The organism is Streptomyces sp. NBC_00096 (assembly GCF_045041305.1).
Lineage (GTDB): Bacteria > Actinomycetota > Actinomycetes > Streptomycetales > Streptomycetaceae > Streptomyces.
Genome location: NZ_CP108221.1, coordinates 2,886,736 through 2,910,592, shown reverse-complemented (window position 1 = coordinate 2,910,592; position 23,857 = coordinate 2,886,736). Strand labels below are relative to the sequence as shown.

The 23,857-nt window shown below is 73.7% G+C and carries 22 protein-coding genes; 10 read left to right on the top strand and 12 right to left on the bottom strand.

Going from position 1 to position 23,857, the window contains the following annotated elements:
* Positions 1–244 precede the first annotated feature (244 nt).
* Positions 245–2,722: a helicase-associated domain-containing protein gene (locus OG904_RS12530; protein ID WP_405490309.1), complete on the bottom strand. Its 2,478-nt coding sequence runs from the start codon at positions 2,720–2,722 to the stop codon at positions 245–247.
* A gap of 86 nt (positions 2,723–2,808) precedes the next feature.
* Between OG904_RS12530 and OG904_RS12525 the strand changes: the two genes are divergently transcribed.
* Positions 2,809–3,771: a hypothetical protein gene (locus OG904_RS12525; RefSeq protein ID WP_405490307.1), complete on the top strand. Its 963-nt coding sequence runs from the start codon at positions 2,809–2,811 to the stop codon at positions 3,769–3,771.
* Between the two features lie 251 nt (positions 3,772–4,022).
* Here the strand turns inward: OG904_RS12525 and OG904_RS12520 are convergent, their stop codons facing one another.
* Genes OG904_RS12520 through OG904_RS12510 form a run of 3 tightly spaced genes read right to left on the bottom strand, consistent with a single transcriptional unit; the run spans position 4,023 to position 6,912 of the window.
* Positions 4,023–4,817 carry an ABC transporter ATP-binding protein gene (locus tag OG904_RS12520; RefSeq protein ID WP_405490305.1) on the bottom strand — a complete coding sequence of 265 codons (795 nt, stop codon included), beginning with the start codon at positions 4,815–4,817 and terminating at the stop codon, positions 4,023–4,025.
* Entirely contained in the window at positions 4,814–5,863 is a 1,050-nt protein-coding gene (locus OG904_RS12515) for a FecCD family ABC transporter permease (protein ID WP_405490303.1), read from the bottom strand. The genes OG904_RS12520 and OG904_RS12515 overlap by 4 nt, the downstream gene beginning before the upstream one ends.
* Entirely contained in the window at positions 5,860–6,912 is a 1,053-nt protein-coding gene (locus OG904_RS12510) for a FecCD family ABC transporter permease (RefSeq protein ID WP_405490301.1), read from the bottom strand. Before OG904_RS12510 ends, OG904_RS12515 begins: the two co-directional genes overlap by 4 nt.
* Before the next feature lie 80 nt (positions 6,913–6,992).
* Here OG904_RS12510 and OG904_RS12505 point away from each other — a divergent pair, with 80 nt between their 5' ends.
* Positions 6,993–7,622 (top strand): HAD family hydrolase, encoded by a 630-nt coding sequence (locus OG904_RS12505; protein WP_405490299.1) that lies wholly within the window; start codon positions 6,993–6,995, stop codon positions 7,620–7,622.
* A gap of 15 nt (positions 7,623–7,637) precedes the next feature.
* Here the strand turns inward: OG904_RS12505 and OG904_RS12500 are convergent, their stop codons facing one another.
* Positions 7,638–7,904, bottom strand: a complete 267-nt coding sequence (locus OG904_RS12500) for a hypothetical protein (protein WP_405490297.1) — start codon at positions 7,902–7,904, stop codon at positions 7,638–7,640.
* Between the two features lie 143 nt (positions 7,905–8,047).
* Between OG904_RS12500 and OG904_RS12495 the strand changes: the two genes are divergently transcribed.
* Positions 8,048–8,431 carry a cold-shock protein gene (locus tag OG904_RS12495; RefSeq protein WP_214954746.1) on the top strand — a complete coding sequence of 128 codons (384 nt, stop codon included), beginning with the start codon at positions 8,048–8,050 and terminating at the stop codon, positions 8,429–8,431.
* Positions 8,432–8,487: 56 nt separating this feature from the next.
* On the opposite strand, the gene OG904_RS12490 is transcribed toward OG904_RS12495, so the two are convergent.
* The 4 genes from OG904_RS12490 to OG904_RS12475 form a co-directional block, all read right to left on the bottom strand.
* Positions 8,488–9,339, bottom strand: a complete 852-nt coding sequence (locus OG904_RS12490; protein WP_405490295.1) for a 1,4-dihydroxy-6-naphthoate synthase — start codon at positions 9,337–9,339, stop codon at positions 8,488–8,490.
* Entirely contained in the window at positions 9,336–10,082 is a 747-nt protein-coding gene (locus tag OG904_RS12485; RefSeq protein ID WP_405490293.1) for a futalosine hydrolase, read from the bottom strand. The genes OG904_RS12490 and OG904_RS12485 overlap by 4 nt, the downstream gene beginning before the upstream one ends.
* Before the next feature lie 13 nt (positions 10,083–10,095).
* Positions 10,096–10,584 carry a DUF2771 domain-containing protein gene (locus OG904_RS12480; RefSeq protein WP_405490291.1) on the bottom strand — a complete coding sequence of 163 codons (489 nt, stop codon included), beginning with the start codon at positions 10,582–10,584 and terminating at the stop codon, positions 10,096–10,098.
* A gap of 202 nt (positions 10,585–10,786) precedes the next feature.
* Positions 10,787–12,169 (bottom strand): MFS transporter, encoded by a 1,383-nt coding sequence (locus OG904_RS12475; RefSeq protein ID WP_405490289.1) that lies wholly within the window; start codon positions 12,167–12,169, stop codon positions 10,787–10,789.
* A gap of 327 nt (positions 12,170–12,496) precedes the next feature.
* On the opposite strand from OG904_RS12475, the gene OG904_RS12470 reads away from it, so the two are divergent.
* The 5 genes from OG904_RS12470 to OG904_RS12450 all read left to right on the top strand — a co-directional run bounded on the left by OG904_RS12470 (position 12,497) and on the right by OG904_RS12450 (position 18,490).
* The gene (locus OG904_RS12470; RefSeq protein WP_405490287.1) at positions 12,497–13,405 is read left to right on the top strand and encodes a DUF3027 domain-containing protein; all 909 of its coding nucleotides are present in this window, start codon (positions 12,497–12,499) and stop codon (positions 13,403–13,405) included.
* A 119-nt stretch (positions 13,406–13,524) separates the two neighbouring features.
* Complete coding sequence (locus OG904_RS12465; RefSeq protein ID WP_405490285.1) at positions 13,525–15,270, top strand: ABC transporter permease; 1,746 nt, start codon at positions 13,525–13,527, stop codon at positions 15,268–15,270.
* Positions 15,271–15,352: 82 nt separating this feature from the next.
* Positions 15,353–16,681, top strand: a complete 1,329-nt coding sequence (locus OG904_RS12460) for a nitrate/sulfonate/bicarbonate ABC transporter ATP-binding protein (RefSeq protein WP_405490283.1) — start codon at positions 15,353–15,355, stop codon at positions 16,679–16,681.
* A gap of 17 nt (positions 16,682–16,698) precedes the next feature.
* Entirely contained in the window at positions 16,699–16,917 is a 219-nt protein-coding gene (locus tag OG904_RS12455) for a hypothetical protein (protein ID WP_250747465.1), read from the top strand.
* 133 nt (positions 16,918–17,050) lie between these two features.
* Entirely contained in the window at positions 17,051–18,490 is a 1,440-nt protein-coding gene (locus OG904_RS12450; protein WP_405497962.1) for an SPFH domain-containing protein, read from the top strand.
* A 341-nt stretch (positions 18,491–18,831) separates the two neighbouring features.
* Here OG904_RS12450 and OG904_RS12445 read toward each other — a convergent pair whose 3' ends face one another.
* The gene (locus tag OG904_RS12445; protein WP_405490281.1) at positions 18,832–19,881 is read right to left on the bottom strand and encodes a WD40 repeat domain-containing protein; all 1,050 of its coding nucleotides are present in this window, start codon (positions 19,879–19,881) and stop codon (positions 18,832–18,834) included.
* A gap of 76 nt (positions 19,882–19,957) precedes the next feature.
* Between OG904_RS12445 and OG904_RS12440 the strand changes: the two genes are divergently transcribed.
* Both OG904_RS12440 and OG904_RS12435 read left to right on the top strand, forming a co-directional pair.
* Positions 19,958–20,650 carry a GDSL-type esterase/lipase family protein gene (locus OG904_RS12440; protein WP_405490279.1) on the top strand — a complete coding sequence of 231 codons (693 nt, stop codon included), beginning with the start codon at positions 19,958–19,960 and terminating at the stop codon, positions 20,648–20,650.
* A 59-nt stretch (positions 20,651–20,709) separates the two neighbouring features.
* Complete coding sequence (locus tag OG904_RS12435) at positions 20,710–21,699, top strand: aldo/keto reductase (protein ID WP_405490277.1); 990 nt, start codon at positions 20,710–20,712, stop codon at positions 21,697–21,699.
* 108 nt (positions 21,700–21,807) lie between these two features.
* Here OG904_RS12435 and thpR read toward each other — a convergent pair whose 3' ends face one another.
* Positions 21,808–22,398: an RNA 2',3'-cyclic phosphodiesterase gene (gene thpR / locus OG904_RS12430; RefSeq protein WP_405490275.1), complete on the bottom strand. Its 591-nt coding sequence runs from the start codon at positions 22,396–22,398 to the stop codon at positions 21,808–21,810.
* Positions 22,399–22,497: 99 nt separating this feature from the next.
* Positions 22,498–23,847 carry an MFS transporter gene (locus OG904_RS12425; RefSeq protein ID WP_405490273.1) on the bottom strand — a complete coding sequence of 450 codons (1,350 nt, stop codon included), beginning with the start codon at positions 23,845–23,847 and terminating at the stop codon, positions 22,498–22,500.
* Between the last annotated feature and the right edge of the window lie 10 nt (positions 23,848–23,857).

The window sequence follows — 23,857 nt, the reverse complement described above, 5'->3', positions numbered from 1 at the left end:
GATCAGAGGACGAGCGAGGTGCCGGGCGTCGGGACGCCGGGCCGGTGGTGCGGGTCTCGCCGGCGGTCCGGTTCGATTTCCCCCCGGTCACTGCTGCGATGCGCTGATCCTCACACAGATCAGATCTCCGATCCATCGTCGGATTGTCACCGCTGTGCAACAGGCCAGGAGAGCCCGTTACCCCTTCTGACCTGCGATAACGGAATCATCTCGACCTGTTTCGGTCCGGGCCGCTGCCCCGGGACTACACCTGGTCCTCCGCCAGTTCCGCGACCCCCGTGATCCGGTGCAGCGCGAACGTCTTCACCTCGTCCGCGGTGTGGTCGTACCCGGTGACGAAGCCCCCCTCCACCCGCACCGGGGCGATGACCCGCTGGCTCGCCGCGCCCTCGGCGTTGACGTAGCCGATCCACACCGCCGACCCGGTCAGCGCGGCCGCCTGCACCGTCGCCAGGGTCTCCGCCGCGCTCGTGCGGGGCAGTTCGCCCGGGACGCCGGCGGACGGGGCGGACGGTTCCTTGCGGACCGCCGTCGCCGCCAGGTCGCCCGCGCGGATGGCCCGTACGGCCGCCCCCAGCAGCGTCGCGTCCGGCACCGGCGGCCCGTCCGGGACCGGGACGGGCGCCGAGCGCGCCGGGGTGCGGTGGGCGTCGGCGCGAGCCACCAGGACGTCCCCCGTACGGGATTCCGCGGCCGGGGCGTACCCCATGGCCCGCAACCCGTCGAGCAGTACGGTCGGTTCGGCCTGCGCCGCCAGGACCGTGGGCGCGAGGCGGCGCAGGCCCAGGCCCGCCGAGCGCTTGTCGGCCAGGATCTCGTTCAGCATGCCGTCGTCGTCGCAGCGCACGTACGAGGAGGCCGCGCCGACCCGCAGGTGCCCGTGCCGCCGGGCCACGTCGTCGATGAGGTACGACAGCGGCTGCGGCACCGGGGTGCGGCTGTGCTCGGTGAGGAAGGACTGCAGGTCGACGGCGGTGTGCCCGGCGTCCAGGGCGCGCCGGACCGACCCCGGTGTGAAGCGGTACACCGTGGCCCCACCCTTGGACTCCACGTCGGCGAGGACCGCCAGCACGTCGGTGAGCGGCCGGCGCAGCGGCCCCGGGGCCACCGCCGTCAGATCGGCCTGGAGCAGTACGTGGTCCACGGGCTCGGGCAGCAACGGCGCGAGCAGCGGGGCCGGGTCGCGGCCCTCCAGCAGGGCCCGGCCGTGCGCGGCGAGCGCGCCCCGGCCGGTGACTCCGAGGACCTCCGCCTCGGTGAACGTCCACTGCGCGAGGCGGGCGCGCAGTTCGCTCGTACCGCGCACCGGGCGCTCCCACGCGAGGCGGGCGAGGACCGCGGCGGGGTCCGGTGCGCCGCCCTCGGGCAGGCCGGCGAGCAGGCGCAGGATGCGGCGGCGCACCTCGGGAGCGGCGGAACGGTCCAGCTCGGGGCCGAGCGCCGAGAGCGTACGGCCCTTCGCGTCCTGTTCGCCGACCAGGCCCGCGGTCCGGGTGGCGGTCAGCCAGGCCGCCGCCAGCACCGACCAGCGCTCGGCGGGCGGAAGTTCGCACCAGCCGTCGAAGGCGGGGGTCGGGGCGTAGCGTTCGTCGGCCTCGCCGTCGCTGGCGAGCAGGCCCGCCGCGTAGGACAGTTCGATCCAGAACGCCGCCGAGGGCTCGTTGGTGTCCAGCGAGGCCGCCGTCCGCTTCAGGTCCCGCACGGAGAGCCCGCCCGCCCGGAGCACGGCCGGGCCGGTGTGCTCCCAGGACTTCACCAGCTCCTCGACCGTCGAGAGCGCTGCCAGCGCCTGGCCGGCCGCGTTCGCGTCCACAAGCTGTGGACGGTGCTCGCGGTGCGCGGGCACGGCCGGGGCCAGCGGCTTCGTCACCCGGTGCGCGAGCCCGCCGCGCAGGTACAGCGCCACCTCGCGGGGCAGCAGTACCGTCCGCGCGGACGCGGGGAGCAGCAGACCCCGGTCGCGCAGCCAGCGCACCGGAGGCGTCGGATTCGGCGTCACCTCCCCGTACGGGGGGCCCCACACGAGCCGGCCCAGCACCTGATGGGCCTCCGCCGGGGCCTCGTCGAGCAGCGCCGACATCCGGACCGGGTCGGTGAACAGGCCCGTCAGCGCGCCCACCGCGGAGACCGGGTCGTGCGTGGCGGGCAGCCCGACGGCCGCCACGATCTCCTGGATCCGGGTCGGCGACATGCCGGCGGTGGCCTCGGCGACGGTCGGGCCGAGGCCGGTGGGGGAGGGCCGGGTCGGGGAGGGGGCGAGCAGTTCGCGGGCGGTGCGCACCAGGCGCAGCCGCTCGTCGTCGCCCCATACGAGGGCCTGCTCGCGCAGGGTGGCCAGGGCCCGGGGGAGTTCGGCGCGGGCGCCGTTGTCCTCGCCGGAGGTGGTCCCGGTGTCGCCGCTGAGCAGCGACTCCAGCACGGCGTACGGGCAGGGCTCCGGGGCCACCGCGAGGGCCTCGGCGCTCTGCAGGGCGAACCGGTCGAGGCGGTCCAGCGCGCGCACCACCGAGGCCCGGGTACCGGCCCGCGTCGCCAGCTGCGTCACGTCGCCGGGGACCGGGCTCAGCAGGTCCGGACGGGCGCGCAGCAGAGCGGCGAGCCCATGGTCGTCACGGGCGCGCAGCGCTTCGGCGAGGGAGCGCGGAGCGCTTCCCGCGGTGCTCGGGTCAGGCACGGTCGTCGCCTCCTGGTCGCGTCGGCCGGTCAGTCGGCCGGTCCCCATCCGGTCAACGGTATCCGCTGCGCCCCCGGCCGCTCCACGGGCGCACGCGCTACCTTCGCCTCAGGTGGTACGGGAGGAGCCGGGGCGTGGGGATCGAGAGCGACCATCTGGTCTACGAATATCTGAGCCGGGTCGGGGACTTGGCGCAGCGCAGGCAGCTGTCGTCCGGGGACCGGATGCGGCTGGTGTCGGGGCTGCGGGACGAGATCGACAGGCGGCGGGCGAAGTACGAACCGGAGACGCCGGCGGCGGTACGCCGCATCCTGGAGCGGATCGGCACGCCGGAGGAGGTCCTGGACACGCTGCCGGCGGGCCCGCGACCGGACCCTGGGCCGGGTCCGGGTCCGGGTCCGACCCCGGGTCCCGCCGTGGTGCCTGCGCAGCGGGGGGCCGCGCCGCCGCACCTCGCGGGGCTCGACGAACTGGGCGCGGGCGAGCGGATGGAGCCCGACTGGTGGCGGGTGGCGCCGGAGTCGGCGGTGGAGGGGTTCGCGGGTGGGATCGAGATCCCGGAGCTGCTGAAGCCGCCGGGGCGGGGGCGGGAGCCGGCTGGGCCTGTTGGGCCGACTGGGTCGGCTGGGTCGGCTGGGCCCGCTTCGGAGGAACCGGCCGAGCGGCCCACGCTCGTGGGGTACCTGCGGGAGCGGCGCCGGGCGAAGGCGGAGGCCGCGAAGGCTGCGGAGCCCGCGGCGGCTGCGGCGGCCGCCAGGCCCAGGCCGCACGGGTTCCTGCTGCTCGCGGCGGTCGCGCTGGTCGCGGGCGCCGTCTCCGGGTACTGGCTGCTGCTCGCGGCGGGCTGGCTGCTCGCGTACGCCTCGCGGGTGCTGGGGCCCGCGGAGCGCAAGTGGGTGGTCTTCGGGCTGCCGGGGGCGGTGTTCGCGGGGGCGGTGGTGTGGCTGTGGGGGCGGCTCAACGGGCGCTGGGGTGCTCCGCTGACGGACGAGGGGCTCGGTGGGGTCTTCCACGACATGCTGCCCTGGCTCGCGCGGGCGGCCGCGATCGCCTCGGCGGCGTACCTCTTCTGGCGCTCCCGCCGGGCCGCCCGGTAGGCGGGTGCACGGCCCTGCGGGGCTGTCCCCGACCCGCCCTTCCCCCGTTCCCCGGGCCGGCCCGGACCCGCGCCTCAAACGCCGGCGGGGCTGGATAATCCAGCCCCGCCGGCGTTTGAGGCGCGGGGTCTGGGGCGGAGCCCCAGGGACCTTCAGCCCGTCCGGCGTTTGAGGACCGGGTCCGGGCAGAGCCAGGGGAACGGGCGAAGGGCGGGGAGGGGAGAGCCCCGCAGGGCCGTGCACCCGCAGGGTCAGGGCGTCGGCTGCCAGGGGGCCGACGGGACGATCAGGGGGGAGCCCGTCACCGGGTCGGGGATGACGATCGAGTCGAGGCCGAAGACCTCGCGGACCAGGCCGGTCGTGATGACCACCGACGGGGGCCCCTCGGCCACCACGCGGCCGGCCTTCATCGCCACGAGGTGATCCGCGTACCGCGCCGCCTGGTTCAGGTCGTGCAGGACCGCCACCACCGTCCGCCCCCGGTCGTGGTTCAGGCGCCGGACCAGGTCCAGCACCTCCACCTGGTGGGCGATGTCCAGGAAGGTGGTCGGCTCGTCCAGGAGCAGGATGTCCGTGTCCTGGGCGAGGGCCATCGCGATCCAGACCCGCTGGCGCTGCCCGCCCGAGAGCGCGTCCACCGGACGGTCCGCCAGCTCCGAGACCGACGTACGGGCCATCGCGTCGACGACCGCCCGCTCGTCCGCCTCCGACCACTGCTGCCACCAGCGCTGGTGCGGCTGGCGCCCCCGCGCCACCAGGTCCGCGACCGTGATCGCCTCCGGCGCCGACGGGGACTGCGGGAGCAGCCCGACGGCCTGGGCGATCCGCCGGGTGGGGAGCGTGGCGAGGGCCTCGCCGTCCAGGAGCACCGACCCCGACCGCGGCCGCAGCAGCCGTCCCAGGGCCCGCAGCGTCGTGGACTTGCCGCACGCGTTCGGGCCGACGATCACGGTCACCTTGCCGTCCGGGACGGACAGGTCCAGGTCTTCCACGACCACCCGGTCCTCGTACGCGAGGGTCAGGGCCTCCGCCGAAAGACGGCTCACGGCTTGCCTCCAGTGCGGCTGCGCATGATCAGCCAGATCAGGTACGGGGCTCCGACGGCGGCCGTCAGCACGCCCACCGGGAGTTCGGTCGGGGAGAGGAGCCTGCGGGCGAGGAGGTCGCCCAGGACGACGATCACCGCACCCGTCAGGGCGGAGCACAGCAGCGGGATCTGGGCCGTGCGCGTCATCCGGCGGGCGACCTGCGGGGCCAGCAGCGCCACGAAGTCCACCGGCCCGGCCGCGCCCGTGGCCACCGAGGCCAGGACCACGCCGAGGGCCACCAGGCCGAGCCGGACCCGGCCCAGCCGGACGCCCAGCGCCGTCGCCGTGTCGTCGTCGAGGGAGACCGTGCGCTGGGCGCGGCCCGCCCACAGGACCCCGGGGAGCAGCGCCAGCAGGACCCAGGCGAGGGGGGTCGCCACGTCCCAGCCCCGCCCGTTGAGCGACCCGGTCATCCAGATCTGCGCCTGCTGCGCCACCAGGTAGTCGCCCTTGGTCATCAGCAGCGTCGTCACCGACCGCAGGGCGATGGCGAAGCCGATCCCGATGAGGACGAACCGCGTCGCGTGCAGGCCGCCCCGCCACGCGAAGACGTACACGAGCGCGGCCGCGACCACCCCGCCGAGCACCGAGAGGTACGGCAGGACCGCGTACGAGGTCACGCCGAAGGTCAGCGCCGCCACCGTGACGGCGCTCGCGCCCTGGCTGATGCCGATGATGTCGGGGGAGGCGAGCGGGTTGCGGGCGACGGTCTGGATCAGCGCGCCGGCCACCCCGAAGGCGAGGCCGACCAGCAGACCCACCGTCATCCGGGGCAGCCGCAGCGTGCCGACGACCAGCTCGTCGGGGGAGTCCTGCCCGAGCAGTACCTTCACCACCTCGGCGGGGGCCACGAAGGACTCGCCGACGCAGAGGTACGCCACGCACGCCGCCGCCAGGACGAGGGCCAGGCAGAGTGCCACGGCCGCCGCCCGGCGGTGCAGCAGGAACGAGCCCCGGCCCGAGAAGGGGCGGACGACGGCGTGGCCGGCGGGGACGGTGCTCATGCCGCCACCGCCTTGCGGCGGACCAGCGCGACCAGGAACGGCACCCCGATCAGCGCGGTCATGACCCCGGCCGGGACCTCGCCGGGCGGCACCACCACCCGTCCGATGACATCGGCGACGAGCAGCATCACCGGCCCGATCAGGGCGGCCATCGGCAGGACCCACCGGTGGTCGCCGCCGACGACGGCCCGCGCGATGTGCGGTACGGCCAGTCCGATGAAGGCGATCGGCCCGGCCGCCGCGACTCCGGCGCCCGTGAGGACGGTGGCTCCGAGTCCGCCGCCGATCCGTACGGCCGCGACGTTCTGCCCGAGTCCCTTCGCGAGGTCCTCGCCCAGCGCCAGCGCGTCCAGGCCGCGGGCCACCGACACCACCAGTACCGCCCCCACCAGCAGGAACGGCCAGACCTGGTGGACGACGCCGAGGTCCCGTCCGGCGATCGAGCCGACCTGCCAGAAGCGGAACTCGTCCAGCGCCGAGGCCTTCGTCGTCAGGACGCCCATGGTGACCGACACCAGCAGGGCGTTGATCGCGGCCCCGGCCAGCGCCAGTTTGACCGGGGTGGCGCCGCCGCGCCCGCCGGACGCGACTGCGTACACGGCGACCGAGGCGAGGCCGGCGCCCGCGAATGCGAACCACACGTATCCGCTCAGCGTGTGCACCCCCGCGAAGGCGATGGCGCAGACGACCGCGACCCCGGCTCCCTGGCTGATGCCGAGGATGCCGGGGTCGGCGATCGGGTTGCGGGTGATGCCCTGGAGCGCGGTGCCGGCGAGGGCGAGGCCCGCGCCGACCATCAGGGCTATGAGGGTTCGCGGTACGCGGAGCGTGCGGACGACCTCGGCGTTCGGCCCGGTCGCGCCCCGGAAGAGCGCGTCGAAGACCTCTCCGGGAGGGACGGCGCGGGCGCCGACGGCGAGACTGAGGAGCACCGCGCACAGCAGCGCGGCGAGGCCGGCCGCCGTCCACGCGATGCGACGGGTCGTCAGGGCGCGCCGGAGGACGGCGGGGGCCGCGGAGACCGGGGCCGCGGAGACGGGGGCTGACATGTCACCAAATTTCACTGTCTGGTAAGGCGAGGCCAAGTCTACGTTCCCGGCCGCGGTGCCCGGCTCGGCACAATGGACGCATGAGCCCCGAGACGCAGCTGACCGTCGGATTCGACCTCGACATGACCCTCATCGACTCCCGGCCGGGCATCAGGGCCGCCTTCCGGGCGCTTTCGGCGGAGACGGGCGCGTTCATCGACGCCGACGAGGCCGTCACGCGCCTCGGTCCGCCGCTGGACCAGGAGCTCGCGTACTGGTTCCCGGAGGCGCAGATCCCCGCCATGGCCGACCGCTACCGGGAGATCTACCCCACGTACGCCATCGAGCCGACCCCGGCGATGCCCGGCGCCCGCGAGGCGGTCGAGGCGGTCCGGGCCCTCGGCGGCCGCGCGATCGTCGTCACGGCCAAGCACGAGCCCAACGCCCGCCTGCACCTGGACCACCTGGGCATCGAGCCCGACGCGGTCATCGGCTCCCTGTGGGCGGAGGCCAAGGCCGTCGCCCTGCGCGAGTACGCGGCGCAGGTCTACGTCGGCGACCACGTCGGCGACGTACGGGGCGCCCGCACGGCCGGCGCGCTGTCGGTGACGGTCCCGACCGGCCCGTGCCCGGAGCCGGAACTGCGGGAGGCGGGCGCCGACGTGGTCCTGGCGGACCTCACGGAGCTGCCGGCCTGGCTCGCGCAGTACGCCCGCACGCGCACCGCGTAGCCGTGGCGCCCGCGGCTACGCCTGCGAGGCCCGGGCCGCCGTGCGCTGTGCGGCGGCCGAACGCAGGACGCCCGCCGCGGAGATCGCGAAGCCGACGCCCATGAGCATGCACACGGCCCACGCGTACGAAGGGAACGGGTCCACGTCGAGGAAGAGCGGGGCCATCGTGGCGAGCGTGGCGACGGCGCCGGCGATGAAGACGATGCCGCCGGCCTTGACGAGCGCGTCGCCGGGGCGGGCGGAGTCGTCGGCGGCGTGCTCGGGCTGAGGAGTAACAGTCACCCGACCAGGGTAGTTCCCTGGCCGGAGCGGTCATCCGCGAAGGACCGGGGAACGTCTTGTCACCCAGGTCCTGGCTACTAGCCTGAGAGGTGCGGGTCGGCGACCCGTTTCCCACCCGACGAGCGCAAGGACAGAGGACGGACGTGCCTACCGGCAAGGTCAAGTGGTTCAACAGCGAGAAGGGCTTCGGCTTTCTCTCCCGCGACGACGGCGGCGACGTCTTCGTCCACTCGTCGGTGCTCCCGGCCGGGGTGGACGCGCTCAAGCCCGGCCAGCGAGTCGAGTTCGGCGTGGTCGCCGGACAACGCGGTGACCAGGCACTTTCGGTGATCGTCCTGGATCCGGCCCCCTCCGTCGCGGCCGCGCAGCGACGCAAGCCGGACGAGCTCGCCTCGATCGTGCAGGACCTCACGACCCTGCTGGAGAACGTCACGCAGCAGCTGGAGCGGGGCCGTTACCCCGACAGGGCGCACGGTTCGAAGATCGCCGGAATGCTCCGCGCGGTGGCCGACCAGATGGACGTCTGACCGCCGTACACGACCGTGCCCCGCCGCCCGTGAGGGAGGCGGGGCACCTTCATGTCCTACGGGAAGGCCAGCGCGTCGGCGGCAATGGCCGGAACAAGACCCTCCGCGGCCGCCCGCGTGAGCAGCCCGCGCACCGCCGCGTACCCGTCGTCGCCGAGGTCGGCGGTGAACTCGTTGACGTACAGCCCGATGTGCTGGTCGGCGACGGCCGGGTCCAGCTCCTGCGCGTGCGCCCGTACGTAGGGCCGGGACGCCTCCGGGTCCTCCCAGGCCATCCGGACCGAGGCACGGGCGGACTCGGCGAGCGCGCGCAGCGCCTCCGCGCCCAGGGAGCGCTTGGCGATGATCGCGCCGAGCGGGATCGGCAGGCCGGTCGTGGACTCCCAGTGCTCGCCCATGTCGGCCAGGCAGTGCAGCCCGTAGTCCCGGTAGGTGAACCGGGCCTCGTGGATGACCAGTCCGGCGTCCACGCGGCCGTCGCGCACGGCCGGCATGATCTCGTGGAACGGCAGCACGACCACCTTGCCGACGCCCGCGGGCAGCACGTCGGCGGCCCACAGCCGGAACAGCAGGTAGGCGGTGGAGCGTTCGCTCGGGACCGCCACCGTCTTGCCGGTGAGGTCCAGTCCGGGCTCCCGGGTCAGGACGAGCGGTCCGCAGCCGCGGCCCAGCGCGCCGCCGCAGGGCAGCAGCGCGTACTCCTCCAGCACCCACGGCAGGACGGCGTAGGACACCTTCAGCACGTCCAGCTCACCGCGCTCGGCCATGCCGTTGGTGATGTCGATGTCCGCGAAGGTGACGTCGAGGCCGGGCGCGCCGGGCACGCGTCCGTGGGCCCAGGCGTCGAAGACGAAGGTGTCGTTGGGGCAGGGCGAGTACGCGATCCGCACGGGCTTCACGGCGTTCATGACTGGCCTTCCCAGGAGTCGAGTACGGGTCCCAGCGCGCGGAAGCCGTCGGCCAGCGCCGCCAGCGCGTCGCCGATCCGCCAGGCGGCACGGTCACGGGGCCCCACGGCGTTGGAGACGGCACGGACCTCCAGGACGGGCAGCCCGTGCGCGGCGGCGGCCTCCGCGACCCCGAAGCCCTCCATGGCCTCGGCCCCGGCGAGCGGATGCCGTGCGGCGAGGGCGGCGGTGCGGTCGGCGGTGCCGGTGACGGTGGAGACGGTCAGGACGGGCGCGAGCAGCGCCCCGGTCGCCTCGGCGGCGCGCGCGGCGAGCTCCGCGGGAGGCAGGTGCACGCTGCGGCCGAAGCCCAGCTCGGCGACGGGCAGGAACCCCTGCGGGGTTTCGGCCCCCAGGTCGGCGGCGACGATGGCGTCGGCGACCACGAGGGAGCCGAGCGGGGCGGCGGGCGCGAACCCGCCGCCGATGCCGGCGGAGACGACGAGGCCGTAGCCGTCCGGGCCGGGCGCGAGCGCCAGGGCGGTCGCGGTCCCGGCGGCCGCGGCGGCCGGGCCGACTCCGGCGACGAGGACGTCGAAGGCTCCCCGGTGGTGGATGAGGTAACCACCGGGGAGGGTGCGCGGCTCGGGACCGGGGAGGTGGTCCGGGCCGGGGGTGTGCTCCGGACGAGGGGCCGGACCGGACAGGCCACTGACGACGGAGTCGGCCTCCGCCGCCACCGCGGTCACGATGAGCGCGCGCATGGTGGTGAGGTGACTACTTCTTGAGCTTGACGGTGAAGGCCCAGACGGAGATCGGCTTGCCGTCGGGGTCGACCTGGACGATGTTGAGCTTCTTCGAGGCCGGTGCCTCGCCCTGGCCGCCGGTGAGGAACAGGTCGGCGCCCGGGAAGCTGTCGTAGGTGTTGCTGGTCGGCTCGGTGATCTGCTGTCCGTCGAGGACCGCCTGCCACTTCTTGCCGTCCTCGACGACGTCGGGCTCGACACCGAGACGCAGGGTGTCGCCCCGGCCGTACTCGATGGTCTTGGCGTCCTTCAGGTCCGTGAAGCACGTTTGGACCTTTTCGGCCGTGAGTTCCTTGCCGTCGTGGCAGGCGGCCTCGGAGGACACCGACGAGGTGCCGACCGTCACGGTCGCCAGCGGCGTCGGCTTGTCACAGGCGGAGAGGAGGAGGAGGCCGGCGGATACGGCTCCGAGGGCCGCGACGCTGCGGCGGGCCCTACCCGAGAAAAGCGGTGCGGTCATGAGCCGAAGGCTATCGGGCGGGTGGGCTGTGCCGCTGCACGGGGTCCCACGGTGTGGCTTCCGCTGTGGGGAGGGGATCCGGGTGCGCCGCCGTGGCGCGAGCGGCCCCGGCTGCGCCGGGCTGTCCGGGGCTCCGCCCCGGACCCCGCGCCTCAAACGCCGGCGGGGCTGGATTTCCCTGATGCCGCCGCGCAGCGGCCGGCTACGCGACCCGGGGCCGGGAGGACGTGGAGTGGTGGTGCCGGGGGGAGGACAGGAAGCCGCGCAGGGCCATCGTCGTGCCCAGGGCCACCACCGCCGCGGCCACGGACATGCCCAGGACGCCGTGGAGGGGGAGGGCGATGCCGATCGCGCCGCCCAGCACCCACGCCACCTGGAGCAGGGTCTCCGAACGGGCGAAGGCCGAGTTGCGGACCGCCTCGGGCACGTCCCGCTGGATCATCGCGTCCAGCGAGAGCTTGGCGAGGGCCTGGCAGAAGCCGGCCGTCGCGCCCAGGACGGCCATGAAGACCCCGCTGAAGAAGACGGCCGCGAGGACGGCGACCCCGAGGGTGGTGCACAGGACCGCGGCGATGATCGCCTCGGGCGCGCGGGCCCGGAGCCAGGCACCGACGGCGGTCCCGCAGGCGTTGCCGACGCCCGCCGACACGCCGACGATGCCCAGGGACACCGCCGCGCTCTGCCCGGCGAGGGGGTGCTCGCGCAGCAGGAACGCCAGGAAGAAGATCAGGAACCCGGACAGCCCGCGCATCGACGCGTTCGCCAGCAGCCCGCACAGCACCGGCCGGCTGACCGTCCGCAGCCCCGGGCGTTTCGAGTGCGCCTCGTGGGTGGACAGCCGGGCGCGCCGTTCGCCCTTCGCCTCGTCCACCTTGTGCGGCAGCGTGAACGCCGCGCAGGTGCCCCAGATGAAGATCGCGCACGCCCCGTAGAGCGGCCACGGAGGCCCGATCGCGTGCAGGCCGGCGCCCACGGGGGCGGCCGCTCCGGTGGCCAGCAGGCCGGCCAGGGTGACCCGGGAGTTCGCTTTGACGAGGGAGAACCCCGGTGGGAGGAGTCTGGGGACCACGGCGCTGCGTACGACGCCGTAGGCCTTGGAGGCGACGAGGACCCCGAGCGCGGCCGGGTACAGCTCCAGGCCGCCGGTGGCCACCGCGCCCGACATCATCACCGCCAGCAGCGCCCGCGTGAGCATCGCGCCCGCCATCGCGGCCCGCCGCCCGTGCGGCAGACGGTCCAGGAGGGGGCCGATCACCGGGGCCAGGAGGGTGAAGGGGGCCATGGTGATGGCGAGGTAGAGGGCCACCCGTCCGCGTGCCTCGTCCGTGGGCACGGAGAAGAAGACGGTGGAGGCGAGCGCGACTGTGATCATCACATCACCGGCGCCGTTGATCGCGTGCAGTTCGATCAGCTTGCCGAGGCCCGATTCGCCCGCCCCGTGGGCGTGCGTGGCCCGCCGGATTCCGCGCGCCGTACCGGTGAACGGCAGGTGCAGGGCACGACCGATGGCCCGGCCGGCCCGCCTGGCCGGTCCCGAGCCGTCATCGGACGACCGTACGGGTGCCACGTGGCCATAGTGCCCCACTCGGTCCCCCGGGACCCGCCCCGGCGCGTCGCGGGTACCTCGGCGGTCGGGGGGTTGTCCGCGAATCGGACCTTGCATGTGGGCCGAAGGCGCCGGAGGAGGTAGCGTGCGTAGCGCGCCACCGGCGGTTGCTCCTGGCCGCGCGCCTCTTCGCGATCCCGCAGAATGGATCGCAGGTAGGTGCGCCCTGGAACCCGATCGGGCGCGGACGTCGACGCGGCCCTCTGGTCCGCTCCGCCCGCGCTACGTAGGGACAGCCGACGGGTCGTTGTGGACGACAAGTACGGACGGCGCACTCGTGAGACGGCGTAGGAGAGAACGAGACCTGTGAGTGCTGCGACGACGCGAAGCCGTACCCCCGACCGCCTGTGCGTCGAGGCGGTAGACCTCGCCCGAGCGGCGGCCGAAGAAGCCGCCGCCCCCGGTGTGGTCGGCGAACACACCGCCGCCATCGCTGAGGGTGACCGGGTCGTCACCCACTTCTTCGAGTGCAAGGACCCCGCGTACCGGGGCTGGCGCTGGGCCGTCACGGTGACCCGCGCGTCCCGCGCGAAGAACGTCACCCTCGACGAAACGGTGCTGCTGCCCGGCGGCGACGCGCTGCTGGCCCCCGAATGGGTTCCGTGGAGCGAGCGGCTGCGGCCCGGCGACATGGGTCCCGGGGACCTGCTCCCCACGGACGCCGAGGACCTGCGCCTGGAGCCGGGCTGGTCGGGCGAGGACGCCCCGCCGCCGAACTCGGTGGTGTCCACCGAGATGGCCGAACTGGTCGAGGCGGAGGACGCCGACGTCACCGACCGCGCGGTGGTCCCGGTACGCGGCTCCATCACCTCGGTGGCGGAGGAGCTGGGCATGCGCAGGGCGCGCGTGCTCTCCCGCTACGGGCTGCACAGCGCGGCGGACCGCTGGGACGAGTCCTTCGGCGCGAAGACCCCGATGGCGCAGGCCGCACCCGCCTCCTGCGTCTCCTGCGGCTTCCTCGTCGCGGTCGGGGGCTCGCTGGGCCAGGCGTTCGGCGTCTGCGCGAACGAGTTCGGACCGGCCGACGGCCGGCTGGTCTCCCTGGCCTACGGCTGCGGCGGCCATTCGGAGGCCGCGGTCATGCCGAAGCCCCCGCGGCCGGCGCCGCCGGTCCTCGACTCGATGGCCTCGGACGAGTTCACCCTCCGCCCGACCCCCGACGTCGGCTCGGTCCCGAGCACGGACCTCCTGGCCCCGGACCTCGGCCACTCCTGACCATCGCCGGCGGGGCTGGATTCTCCGGCCCCGCGCAGCGGCACCCACCACGGGCCGGGCTTCGCCCGGTTGGGTGACCCGGGGTGTGGCGGGCCGCACCGCATGATCCGCTGGTCGGGATGACCACCGACACGCGCCCGCCCGCGACGCACACCGGCCAGGCGGCCCCCACCCGCACCCGCCTGTCCTGGGTGGACTTCGCCGTGGCCGCCGCCTTCCTGGTCCTCGGGTACCTGCTCCTCCAGGTCGGCAAGGGCACCACCGTCAACTTCGACCCCGCCGACGTCCCCGACGTGGACACGGACCCCTCGAAGCTCCCGTACTACGCCGCCCGCAGCGTCCTGCGCATGTTCATCGCGCTGATCGCCTCCGTGGTCTTCACCTTCGGCTACGCCTACGCCGCCGCCCGCAGCCGCCGCCTGGAACGGGTGCTGATCCCGGCCCTGGACATCCTCCAGTCCGTCCCCGTCCTCGGCTTCCTCTCCGTCCTCGTCACGTTCTTCGTCGCGCTGTTCCCCGGCTCGCTCCTCGGCCTCGAATGCGCCGTCATCTTCGCCATCTTCACCTCCCAGGCCTGGAACATGACCTTCGGGTTCTACGCCACCCTGACCTCGATGCCCCGCGAACTCGACGAGGTCTCCCGCTCGTTCGGCTTCACCCGCTGGATGCGCTTCTGGCGCGTGGAGGTCCCAGCCGGGGTCATCGACCTCGTGTGGAACGGCATGATGAGCTTCGCGGGCGGCTGGTTCATGCTCGTGGCCTCCGAGGCGGTCTCCGTCTCCGGGCACGACTACGCCGTACCCGGTCTCGGCTCCTACGCGGGCACGGCGATCGGCGAGGGCGACCTCGCCAAGGTCGGCTGGGTCATCCTCGCGATGACCGTCACCATCGTCACCGTCAACTTCCTCTTCTGGCGGCCCCTCACCGCCTGGGCGGAGAAGTTCAAGAACGAGCAGTCCGAGTCCACCGACGTGCAGCGCAGCTACGTACTGGACTTCCTGCGCCGCTCCCACTGGCCCCGGATCCTCGGCCGCGCCACCGCCCCCGCCCGCGAGGCCACCGGCCGCGCCGCCCGCGTACTGGGCCGGGACGACCGGGCGCTGTCCGTGGACCCGGCCCGCCGCCGGACCGGCGACCTCGTCTTCACGGTGGTCGCCGGAGCCGTGATCCTGTGGGGCCTCTACGACCTGGTGCGCTACCTCCAGCGCGAGACCGGCCTCGGAGTCTTCGGCGAACCGCTGCTGCTCGGGCTGATCACCTTCGTCCGGGTGATCGTCCTCGTCGCCGCCGCCACCGTCGTCTGGGTGCCCGTGGGCGTGTGGATCGGCTCCTCGCCCCGCCTCACGAAGATCGCCCAGCCCATCGTGCAGGTGCTGGCGAGCTTCCCCGCGAACCTCCTGTTCCCCGTGGCCGTCTGGTTCTTCCTCAGGACCGGGCTGAACATCAACATCGGCTGCGTCCTGCTGATGGCCCTCGGCGCGCAGTGGTACATCCTCTTCAACGCCATCGCCGGGGCCATGGCCATCCCCTCCGACCTCAAGGAGGCCATGGACGACCTCGGGGTCCGCGGGATCCAGCGGTGGAAGCGGCTCATCGTCCCGGCCGTGTTCCCCTCGTACGTCACCGGCGGCATCACCGCCTCGGGCGGCGCCTGGAACGCCTCGATCGTCGGCGAGGTCGTCACCTTCGCCGGCACCACCCTGTCGGCCACCGGCCTGGGCGCGTACATCTTCCACGCCACCGAGGCCGGCGACTTCCCCAAGCTGATCGCCGGGATCGCCGTCATGAGCCTGTACGTCGTCGGGCTCAACCGGCTGTTCTGGCGGCCCCTGTACCGGCTGGCGGAGCGCCGGTACTCCCTCTAGCCGTCCGCCCGGGACCGCTGCCCGAGTCCGTCGCCCGAGTCCGTCGCCCGGTACCGCCGCCCGACCCGAGGAGCCCGCCCCGATGACCACGATCCTCCAGGCCGCCGCCCTCACCAAGGCCTACGCCGGCGCCGACGGCGAGCTGCCCGTCCTCGGCGGCATCGACCTGGAGATCAGCGAGGGCGAGATCGTCGCCCTCCTCGGCAAGTCCGGCAGCGGCAAGTCCACCCTGCTGCGCTGCCTCGCCGGCCTGATCCCCGCCAGCTCCGGCTCGGTCACCTACCGGGGCGAGGAGCTGCGCGGGGCCAACCCGGGCACGGCGATGGTCTTCCAGACCTTCGCGCTGCTGCCCTGGCTGACGGTCCAGCAGAACGTCGAGCTGGGCCTGGAGGCCAAGGGCGTGGACCGCGAGGAGCGGGCCCGCCAGGCCGTGGAGGCCATCGACCTGATCGGCCTCGACGGTTTCGAATCGGCGTACCCCAAGGAGCTCAGCGGCGGCATGCGCCAGCGCGTCGGCTTCGCCCGCGCGCTCGTCGTGGAGCCGGACGTCCTGATGATGGACGAGCCGTTCTCCGCGCTGGACGTGCTCACCGCCGAGAACCTGCGCGGCGAGCTGATGGAGCTGTGGGCCTCGGACCGCTTCCCCGCCAAGGCGGTGGTGCTGGTCACGCACAACATCGAGGAGGCGGTGCTGATGGCCGACCGCGTGGTGGTGCTGGGCTCGCGGCCCTACGGCACCATCAAGGAGACCTTCGAGGTGGACCTGGCCCGCCCCCGGGACCGCAACGGGGCCGAGTTCGAGCGCATCGTGGACGCCGTGTACGCGGTGATGACCGGCCGCACCGCCAAGACCCCGGCAGCCGCCCCGCCCGCCAAGCGGACCCCGGCCAACACCCCGCTCCCGGCGGCCAGCGTCGACGGGATGGCGGGCCTCGCCGAGATCGTGCTCCAGCGGGCCACCGCCACCGCCACCGCGACCGCCACCGTCGCCGGGGACGGCGAGGACCTGGTCGACCTCGCCGACGAGCTCGGCCTGGAGGTGGACGACGTACTGCCCCTGGTGGACGGGCTGGAACTGCTGGGCCTGGCCGAGGTGCGGGACCTGCACCTGGTGCTGACCGCGCGCGGCAGCGCCTTCGCGGGGGCCGACGTACAGGAGTCGAAGAAACTGTTCGCGGAAGGGGCCACGGAGGTCCCGCTGGTCCACCTGATCCACACCACCCTGCAGCGCTCGCGGGGCGGTACGCAGCGGGCCGGGTTCTTCCGCGACCTGCTCTCGCACCACTACACGAGCGAGCAGCTGGAACAGCAGCTGGAGACGGCGACGGACTGGGGCCGCTACGGGGAGCTGTACGGGTACCACGCGGACGCCGAGGAGTACCGGCTGGACGAGGACCCTCCGCGCTTGTAGCCGCGTACCCTCGGCCCATGGGGGAATCGGACATGGTGGGACTGGACGGCCGGGTCACCGGGACGGTCGGGCCGGGGCTGGTCGGCGAGGTCATCGTGCGGATCCGGGGCGGGGCCGAGCACTTCCTCGCGTACCCGGCGCCGGGAACGGGCCGGCTGGCCGTCGGGACGGTGGTGACGGTGGTCGAGTACCTGCCGCCGCGCACGGTGTACGTGATGGCGGCGTACGGGGACTGACCAGGCGTCGGGCCGTCCGGACGGCCTCTGCGTATCAAGATGGCGACAAGAATCGGCCCCCGTCTTCACGCCGCTTTGACGCGGATGCACACTCGCCTTCTCGGTGGCGGACGCCGCCGTGGAAGAGGGGGAGTTGCCGATGTCCATCGGCGTATTGGCGGGCCTCATCGTGGGCGCCGTCCTGGCCGCGGTCGGCCTGTTCAAACTGATGTGGCGGGTGGCCGAGCCCAACGAGGCCCTGGTCATCTCCGGCTCCGCGCACAAGACCGAGGGGATCGCGGAGGGCATGGGCTTCCGGATCGTCACCGGACGCGGCACGCTCGTGGTGCCCGGGGTGCAGGCCGTGCGGAAACTGTCGCTGGACCTCAACGAGACCCAGCTGAACGTGGACTGCGTGACCCACCAGGGCATCCCGCTGCGGGTCAAGGGCGTGGTGATCTTCAAGATCGGCGACGACTTCGTGTCCATCGCCAACGCCGCCCGGCGGTTCCTGGACCAGCAGAAGATGATGCCGGAGCGGGTGCACATCGTCTTCGCCGGTCACCTGCGCTCCATCGTGGGCGGGCTGACGGTCGAGGACATGATCCGCGACCGGGAGAAGCTGACCGGGCAGACCCGGGCGGCGTGCGGTACGGAGATGGAGAAGCTCGGGCTGATCGTGGACTCGCTCCAGATCCACGAGATCGAGGACCCGACGGGCTACATCAAGAACCTGGCGATGCCGCACGCGGCCGCGGTGCAGCGGGACGCGCGGATCGCGCAGGCGGCCGCGAACCTGCTGGCGACCGAGGCCGAACAGGCCGCCTTCGCCCGGATGTCGGAGGCGACGCGGGACAGCGAGATCCTCCAGGCGGGCTACCAGGCCGAACGCGACAAGGCGGCCGCGACGGCCCGGCAGGCGGGCCCGCTGTCGGAGGCGGCGGCCCGGCAGGAGGTCGTGGTCCAGGAGACGCGGGTCGCGGAGCTGGAGGCGGACCGGCGCGAGCAGCAGCTGCAGGCGGACGTGCGCAAGCCGGCGGACGCGGCGGCGTACGAGACCCGTACCCGGGCCGAGGCGGACCGCGACGCCCGCATCTCGGCGGCGCAGGCCAAGGCGAAGGAGACCGAGCTGGCGGCGACCGCGGACGCGGCGGCCACGGAGGCCCGCGCGCTGGCGGCGGCGAAGGCGACCCGGGCCACGGGTGAGGCGGAAGCGGCGGCCACCGAGGCGCGGGGCCTCGCGGAGGCGGCGTGGGCGAAGGCCTTCGGCCTCGCGGAGGCGGAGGCCATCAAGGCGCGGGCCGCCGCGCTGGCGGAGAACCAGGAGGCGGTGGTCGCGCAGCAACTCGCCGAGAACTGGCCGGCGATCGTGGAGGCCGGTGCGGGTGCCTTCGGCAACGTCGAGCACATGGTCCTCCTCAACGGGGCGGAGGGCATGTCGGAGATGTTCGCGAAGGCCCTGACGATGGGCGGCACGGGCCTCGGCCTGGCCCGCCAGCTCCTGTCCTCGATGTCCCCGCCCCCGGCGCAGCCCCCGACCCCCGAACCGCCTGCGCAGGCGGTACCCCACCAGATCCCGATCCAGGAGGCATGAGCGAGCGCGCGGCACCGCTCCCGGGGACCAGCCCCCGGCCCCCGCGCCTCAATCGCCGGCGGGGCTGAAAGATCGCCTCAAACGCCGGCGGGGCTGGATTTTGGTCGGCGTCGCCCGCACGTGCGCGCAGCGCAATGCGCCGCGAGGGGGCTGGGTTGCCGCGCAGCGGCAATTCCAGCCCCTCCGGCGTTTGAGGAGCGGGGTCTGGGGCGGAGCCCCAGGGGGGTCCGGGCGCAGCCCGGGGAACGGGCGAAGGGCGGGTAGGGGACTCCGCTCCGCGCACCGGTGCGTGCGCGGCGGGGACTCCGCCCCGCGCAGCGGTGACTGCGGCGGAGCCGGGGTTACTGCTTGGCCGGGCGGCGGCGGAGCATGCGCTTCGCGGCCAGCGTGAGGGCCAGGGCCACCACCAGGACGACCGCACCCTTGGTGAAGCTCCGGTCCCCGGCCGCGGGCGGGTCCCCCGCAGGAGGGGACCCCGCCGCGGGCGAGGCCCCCGGCGAGGCCCCCGGCGAGGCCCCCGCAGGGGACGCCGCCGGGCCGACCGGAACGGCGACGACCCGGCTGTTGAGCCCCTCCGCGCCCATCATCAGCGCCGACCCGTCCGCCGAGTACGTCACGGACTCCGCCTGGCCCTGCCACGGCGCGGCCACCGACTCCCCGTCCCCGGCCACCCGCCCGTCCTTCCACGGGTACGTCTTCGCCCACAGGTACCCCCGCAGCGCGAGCCGCCCCCCGTCCGGGGAGAACGCTCCGTCGGTGACCCACGGGACGTCCCCGATCCGCCGGAAGGTGTTCGTGCCGGTCGTGGACAGCGGCCCGGCCGGACCCTCGTAGAGCCCGCCCGCCCGCTCGTCCTTGCTCGCGATGTACACCCGCCCCGTCACGGGGTGCACCATCAGCGCCTCCGCGTTCCGCGGCCCGTCCGCGTACTTCACGGTGAACTGCTCGGCCTTGACGGTGGCGTCCCCGAGCGTCTTCGGTTCGGGGAACCGGTAGATCCACACGTGGTCCCAGGAGCCGTTCAGGTTGTCCCCGATGTCGCCGACGTACAGCTGTCCGTCCGGCCCCAGCGAGATCGCCTCGATGTCCCGCGGCTTGCCGACGCCCGTCATCGTGATCCGGGCGACGGTCTTCCCGGTCGCCGAGTCCACGGCGTACACGTACGGCCCGTCGTCGCTGTCGTTGTGGGTCCAGTACACCCCCGGGTGGACCCGGCTGGCCGCGAGCCCGCTCGACTCCTTGATCCGCGGATCGCTGATCGTGAACCCGGACGCCCCCGACGAGGCGACCGCCGCCGCGGGCGGCAGCACGAGGAGGGCGAGGGCGCCGAGGGCGGCGGCACCGAGGGCGGTGGCGCGGGCGGCGGTCGACGGCAGCAGGTGCGGGCGCATCCCCCTACCCTGCCAGCCCGCCCCGCGTGTCCGGCATCACAGGGGCTGCGGTCGCGTGATCCGCGAAGATGACCGGATGCGTTTCATGTTCGTCGGGGATTCCATGACCATCGGACGCGCCGGCGACTGGACCTGGCGCTACCGGATGTGGCAGCACCTCAGCTCCACCATGGCCGACGCCTTCGAGATCGTCGGCCCGCGCAGTGAGCTCTACGATGCCTTCGCCGACGCGCCCACCAGTCACGAGTACGCCGACCCCGGGTTTCCCGCCGGTGCCCGCCGGCACCTGGCCGGGTGGGGTGAGGGGTGGCTGCACATGGCGCCGCTCGTGGGGCCCGCCGCGCGGGCCGGGCGGGCCGACGTGCTGCTCGTCTCCCTCGGGCTGATCGACCTCGGGTTCTACACCGACGCCGAGGGCACCGCCGGCAACGTCCGCCGGTTCATCGCGGAGGCCCGCGCCGCCCGGCCCGCGATCCGGATGGTGCTGCTGCCCGTCATACCCAACGTCCGGGCCCAGGACGACGCGCCCTTCGCGGCGCAGGTCGAGCTCTTCAACGAGCTGCTCGCGAAGGCCGTGGCCGATCTGTCGACCCCCGCCTCGCCGATCCTGCTGGCCGCGCGCCCGGACGCGTACGAGATCCACCACGACACCTACGACGGGACCCACCCCAACGCCTCGGGCGAACACCGGCTGGCGGGGGAGTTCGCGGCGGTCCTGCACCAGGCGTGGGGCATCGGCGGACCGTACGAGCCCCGGCGCGACGCGTAACACGCCCTTCACGGACGGGTCTTGCTTCGAGCGCACTCCAGGCAGTTGGCTAGTGGCCCATGGAGTACACGCAGCTCGGACGCACCGGTCTCAAGGTCAGCCGACTTGTTCTCGGCACCATGAACTTCGGCCCCCAGACCGGGGAGCCGGAAAGCCACGCCATCATGGACACGGCCCTCGAGGCAGGCATCAACTACTTCGACACCGCCAACGTCTACGGATGGGGCGACAACAAGGGCCGCACCGAGGAGATCATCGGCACCTGGTTCGGCCAGGGCGGCGGCCGCCGCGAGAAGACGGTCCTCGCCACCAAGGTCTACGGGAACATGGCCGCCGAGGGCGACCCGTGGCCCAACTACGACCGCCTCTCGGCGCTGAACATCCGCCGGGCGGTGGACGCCAGCCTCAAGCGCCTGAACACCGATCACATCGACGTCTACCAGTTCCACCACGTGGACCGGCTGACGCCCTTCGAGGAGATCTGGCAGGCCGTGGAGGTCCTGATCCAGCAGGGCAAGATCCTCTACGCCGGGTCCTCGAACTTCCCCGGCTGGAAGATCGCCCAGGCCAACGAGGCCGCCGCGCGCTCCGGGCGGCTCGGCCTCGTGAGCGAGCAGTGCCTCTACAACCTCGCCGAGCGGCGGGCGGAGCTGGAGATCATCCCGGCCGCGGAGGCGTACGGGCTCGGCGTCATCCCGTGGTCCCCGCTGCACGGCGGGCTGCTGGGCGGGGCCATCCGCAAGGCGGCGGAGTCCGGGCGGACGGCCACGGGCCGCTCGGCGGACGCGCTCGCGAACAGTTCCGTACGGGCGCAGGTGCAGGCGTACGAGGACCTGCTGGACAAGCACGGCCTGGAGCCCGGCGAGGTCGCCCTGGCCTGGCTGCTGACGCGACCCGGGGTCACGGGCCCCATCGTCGGGCCGCGTACGCCGGAGCAGCTCGCGTCCGCGCTTCGGGCGGTGGAGCTGGAGCTGTCGCAGGAGGTGCTCGACGGGCTGGACGAGGTCTTCCCGGGGCCGGGGCCGGCTCCGGAGGCGTTCGCCTGGTAGCCGTCGCGGCTACTGTCCGACGGCGGCGGCCACGGCGACGACGACGAACATCAGCACGAGCACACCCGCCATGACGCGGTTTCTGGTCTTGGGATCCACCCGTCGAGACTAACGCGACCGGGCCCGCCCTTCGTACGGAGGGTCGGGCTCTCCCAGTTCCCAGGCGCCGACGACCTCGTAGCGGGGCCGCTCGCCGGGGACGCCGCCGCTGGGCAGGTTGCTGCGGACCAGGCTCAGCCGGGCGACCCGCCAGGCGGTGCCCTCGAAGGTGGCCAGCGCCCGGGAGTAGGGGCGCACGTCGTCGGACTCGTGGCGCAGCCGGCCCAGGGTGAGGTGCGGGGTGTACCGGTGGTGCTGGTCCATCGGCACCCCGGAGCGCCGTGCGGCGGCGTCGGCCCGCTCGGCGAGCATCCGCAGGGTGTCGAGGTCTCCGGCGGCGCCGGCCCACAGCGAGCGGTGGCCGAAGTGGCCGGAGCCGTGGATCCGGAGCGGGAAGGGTGCGGTGCGGGCGGCGGCGCGGGCCAGGCGGGTGTGCAGTTCGGGGAGGAGGTCCTCGGAGACCTCGCCCATGAAGGCGAGCGTGAAGTGCCAGCCCGCTTCCGCGGTCCAGCGGAGGGTCTCGTCGTGCAGGGGTCGCACGGCTTCGGCCAGTTCGGCGACGGCCGCCTCGGGCGGCAGGACGGCTGCGAACAGTCTCATGCCACGAGCCTAGCGAGCCGGGCTCCGTGCGGCGCCGTCGCCGGGGGCCAGCCCCCGGACCCCCGCTCCCCGAACGCCGGAGGGGCTGAAAACGACCGCCTACGCCGCCGTGACCAGCTGGCGGCCGCGGTCCGCCGGGACGAACGTCACGCCGTGGCGGTTCACGCTCAGGCGGAGGTTGCCGACGCGGGAGAGGACGAGGCCGATGGCCACCGCAGCGGCCAGCGACACCGCGCCACCCGCGGCCATGCCGACGCGCGCGCCGTACGTGTCCGTGACCCACCCGACCAGCGGAGCGCCGAAGGGCGTGCCGCCGGTGAAGACCATCATGAACAGGGCCATCACCCGGCCCCGCATCTCCGGGTCCGTGGCCATCTGCACGCTGGAGTTGGCGGTGACGTTCACCGTCAGCCCGAAGATCCCGATCGGCACGAGCAGCGCCGCGAACAGCCAGAATCCGGGTGCGAAGGCCGTCACCAGCAGGAGCACGGAGAAGAGCACCGCCGCCGCGACCAGCAGCCGCAGGCGGGACAGACCCCGCCGGGCCGCCAGCAGTGCGCCCACCAGGGAGCCCGCCGCGATGAGCGTGTTGAACAGGCCGTAGGTGCCGGCGTCCCCGTGGAAGACCTTGCTGACGAACGCCGACAGCCAGATCGGGAAGTTGAAGCCGAAGGTGCCGATGAAGCCGACGAGCACGATCGGCCAGATCAGTTCGGGCCGCCCGGCGACGTACCGCAGGCCTTCCCGCAGCTGGCCCTTGGCGCGCGGCTGTACCTCGACCTGGTGCAGCTCCTTGGTCCGCATCAGCAGCAGGCCGATGATCGGGGCCGCGAAGGAGAGGCCGTTGAGCAGGAAGGCCCAGCCGGAGCCGACGGCGGTGATGAGGACACCGGCGATGGCCGGGCCGACAAGCCGCGCGGACTGGAAGTTGGCCGAATTCAGGCTGACGGCGTTGGCCACCTGGTCCTTGCCGACCATCTCGGAGACGAAGGTCTGGCGGGCCGGGTTGTCCACGACGGTGACCAGGCCGAGCAGGAAGGCGGCGAGGTAGACGTGCCAGACCTGGACGTGTCCGGCGAGGGTGAGGACGGCGAGCGCGATACCGGTCAGTCCCATCGCGGCCTGCGTGCAGAGCAGCAGCGGCCGCTTGGGGAGCCGGTCGGCGAGTACGCCTCCGTAGAGGCCGAACATCAGCATCGGCAGGAACTGCAGCGCGATGGTGATGCCGACCGCCGAGGCGGAGCCGGTCAGGGAGAGGACCAGCCAGTCCTGGGCGATGCGCTGCATCCAGGTGCCGGTGTTCGAAACGACCTGGCCGGTCGCGAAGAGCCGGTAGTTGCGGATCCTCAGCGAGCTGAACATCGAGTTCTTGCCCGGGGCGCGCCCTGCGGCGCGCGTAGTGGTGGATATGTGGCCGGGGGCGGAGTCTGCTCCGGGTCCCGTACTCAAAAGGGTCGCC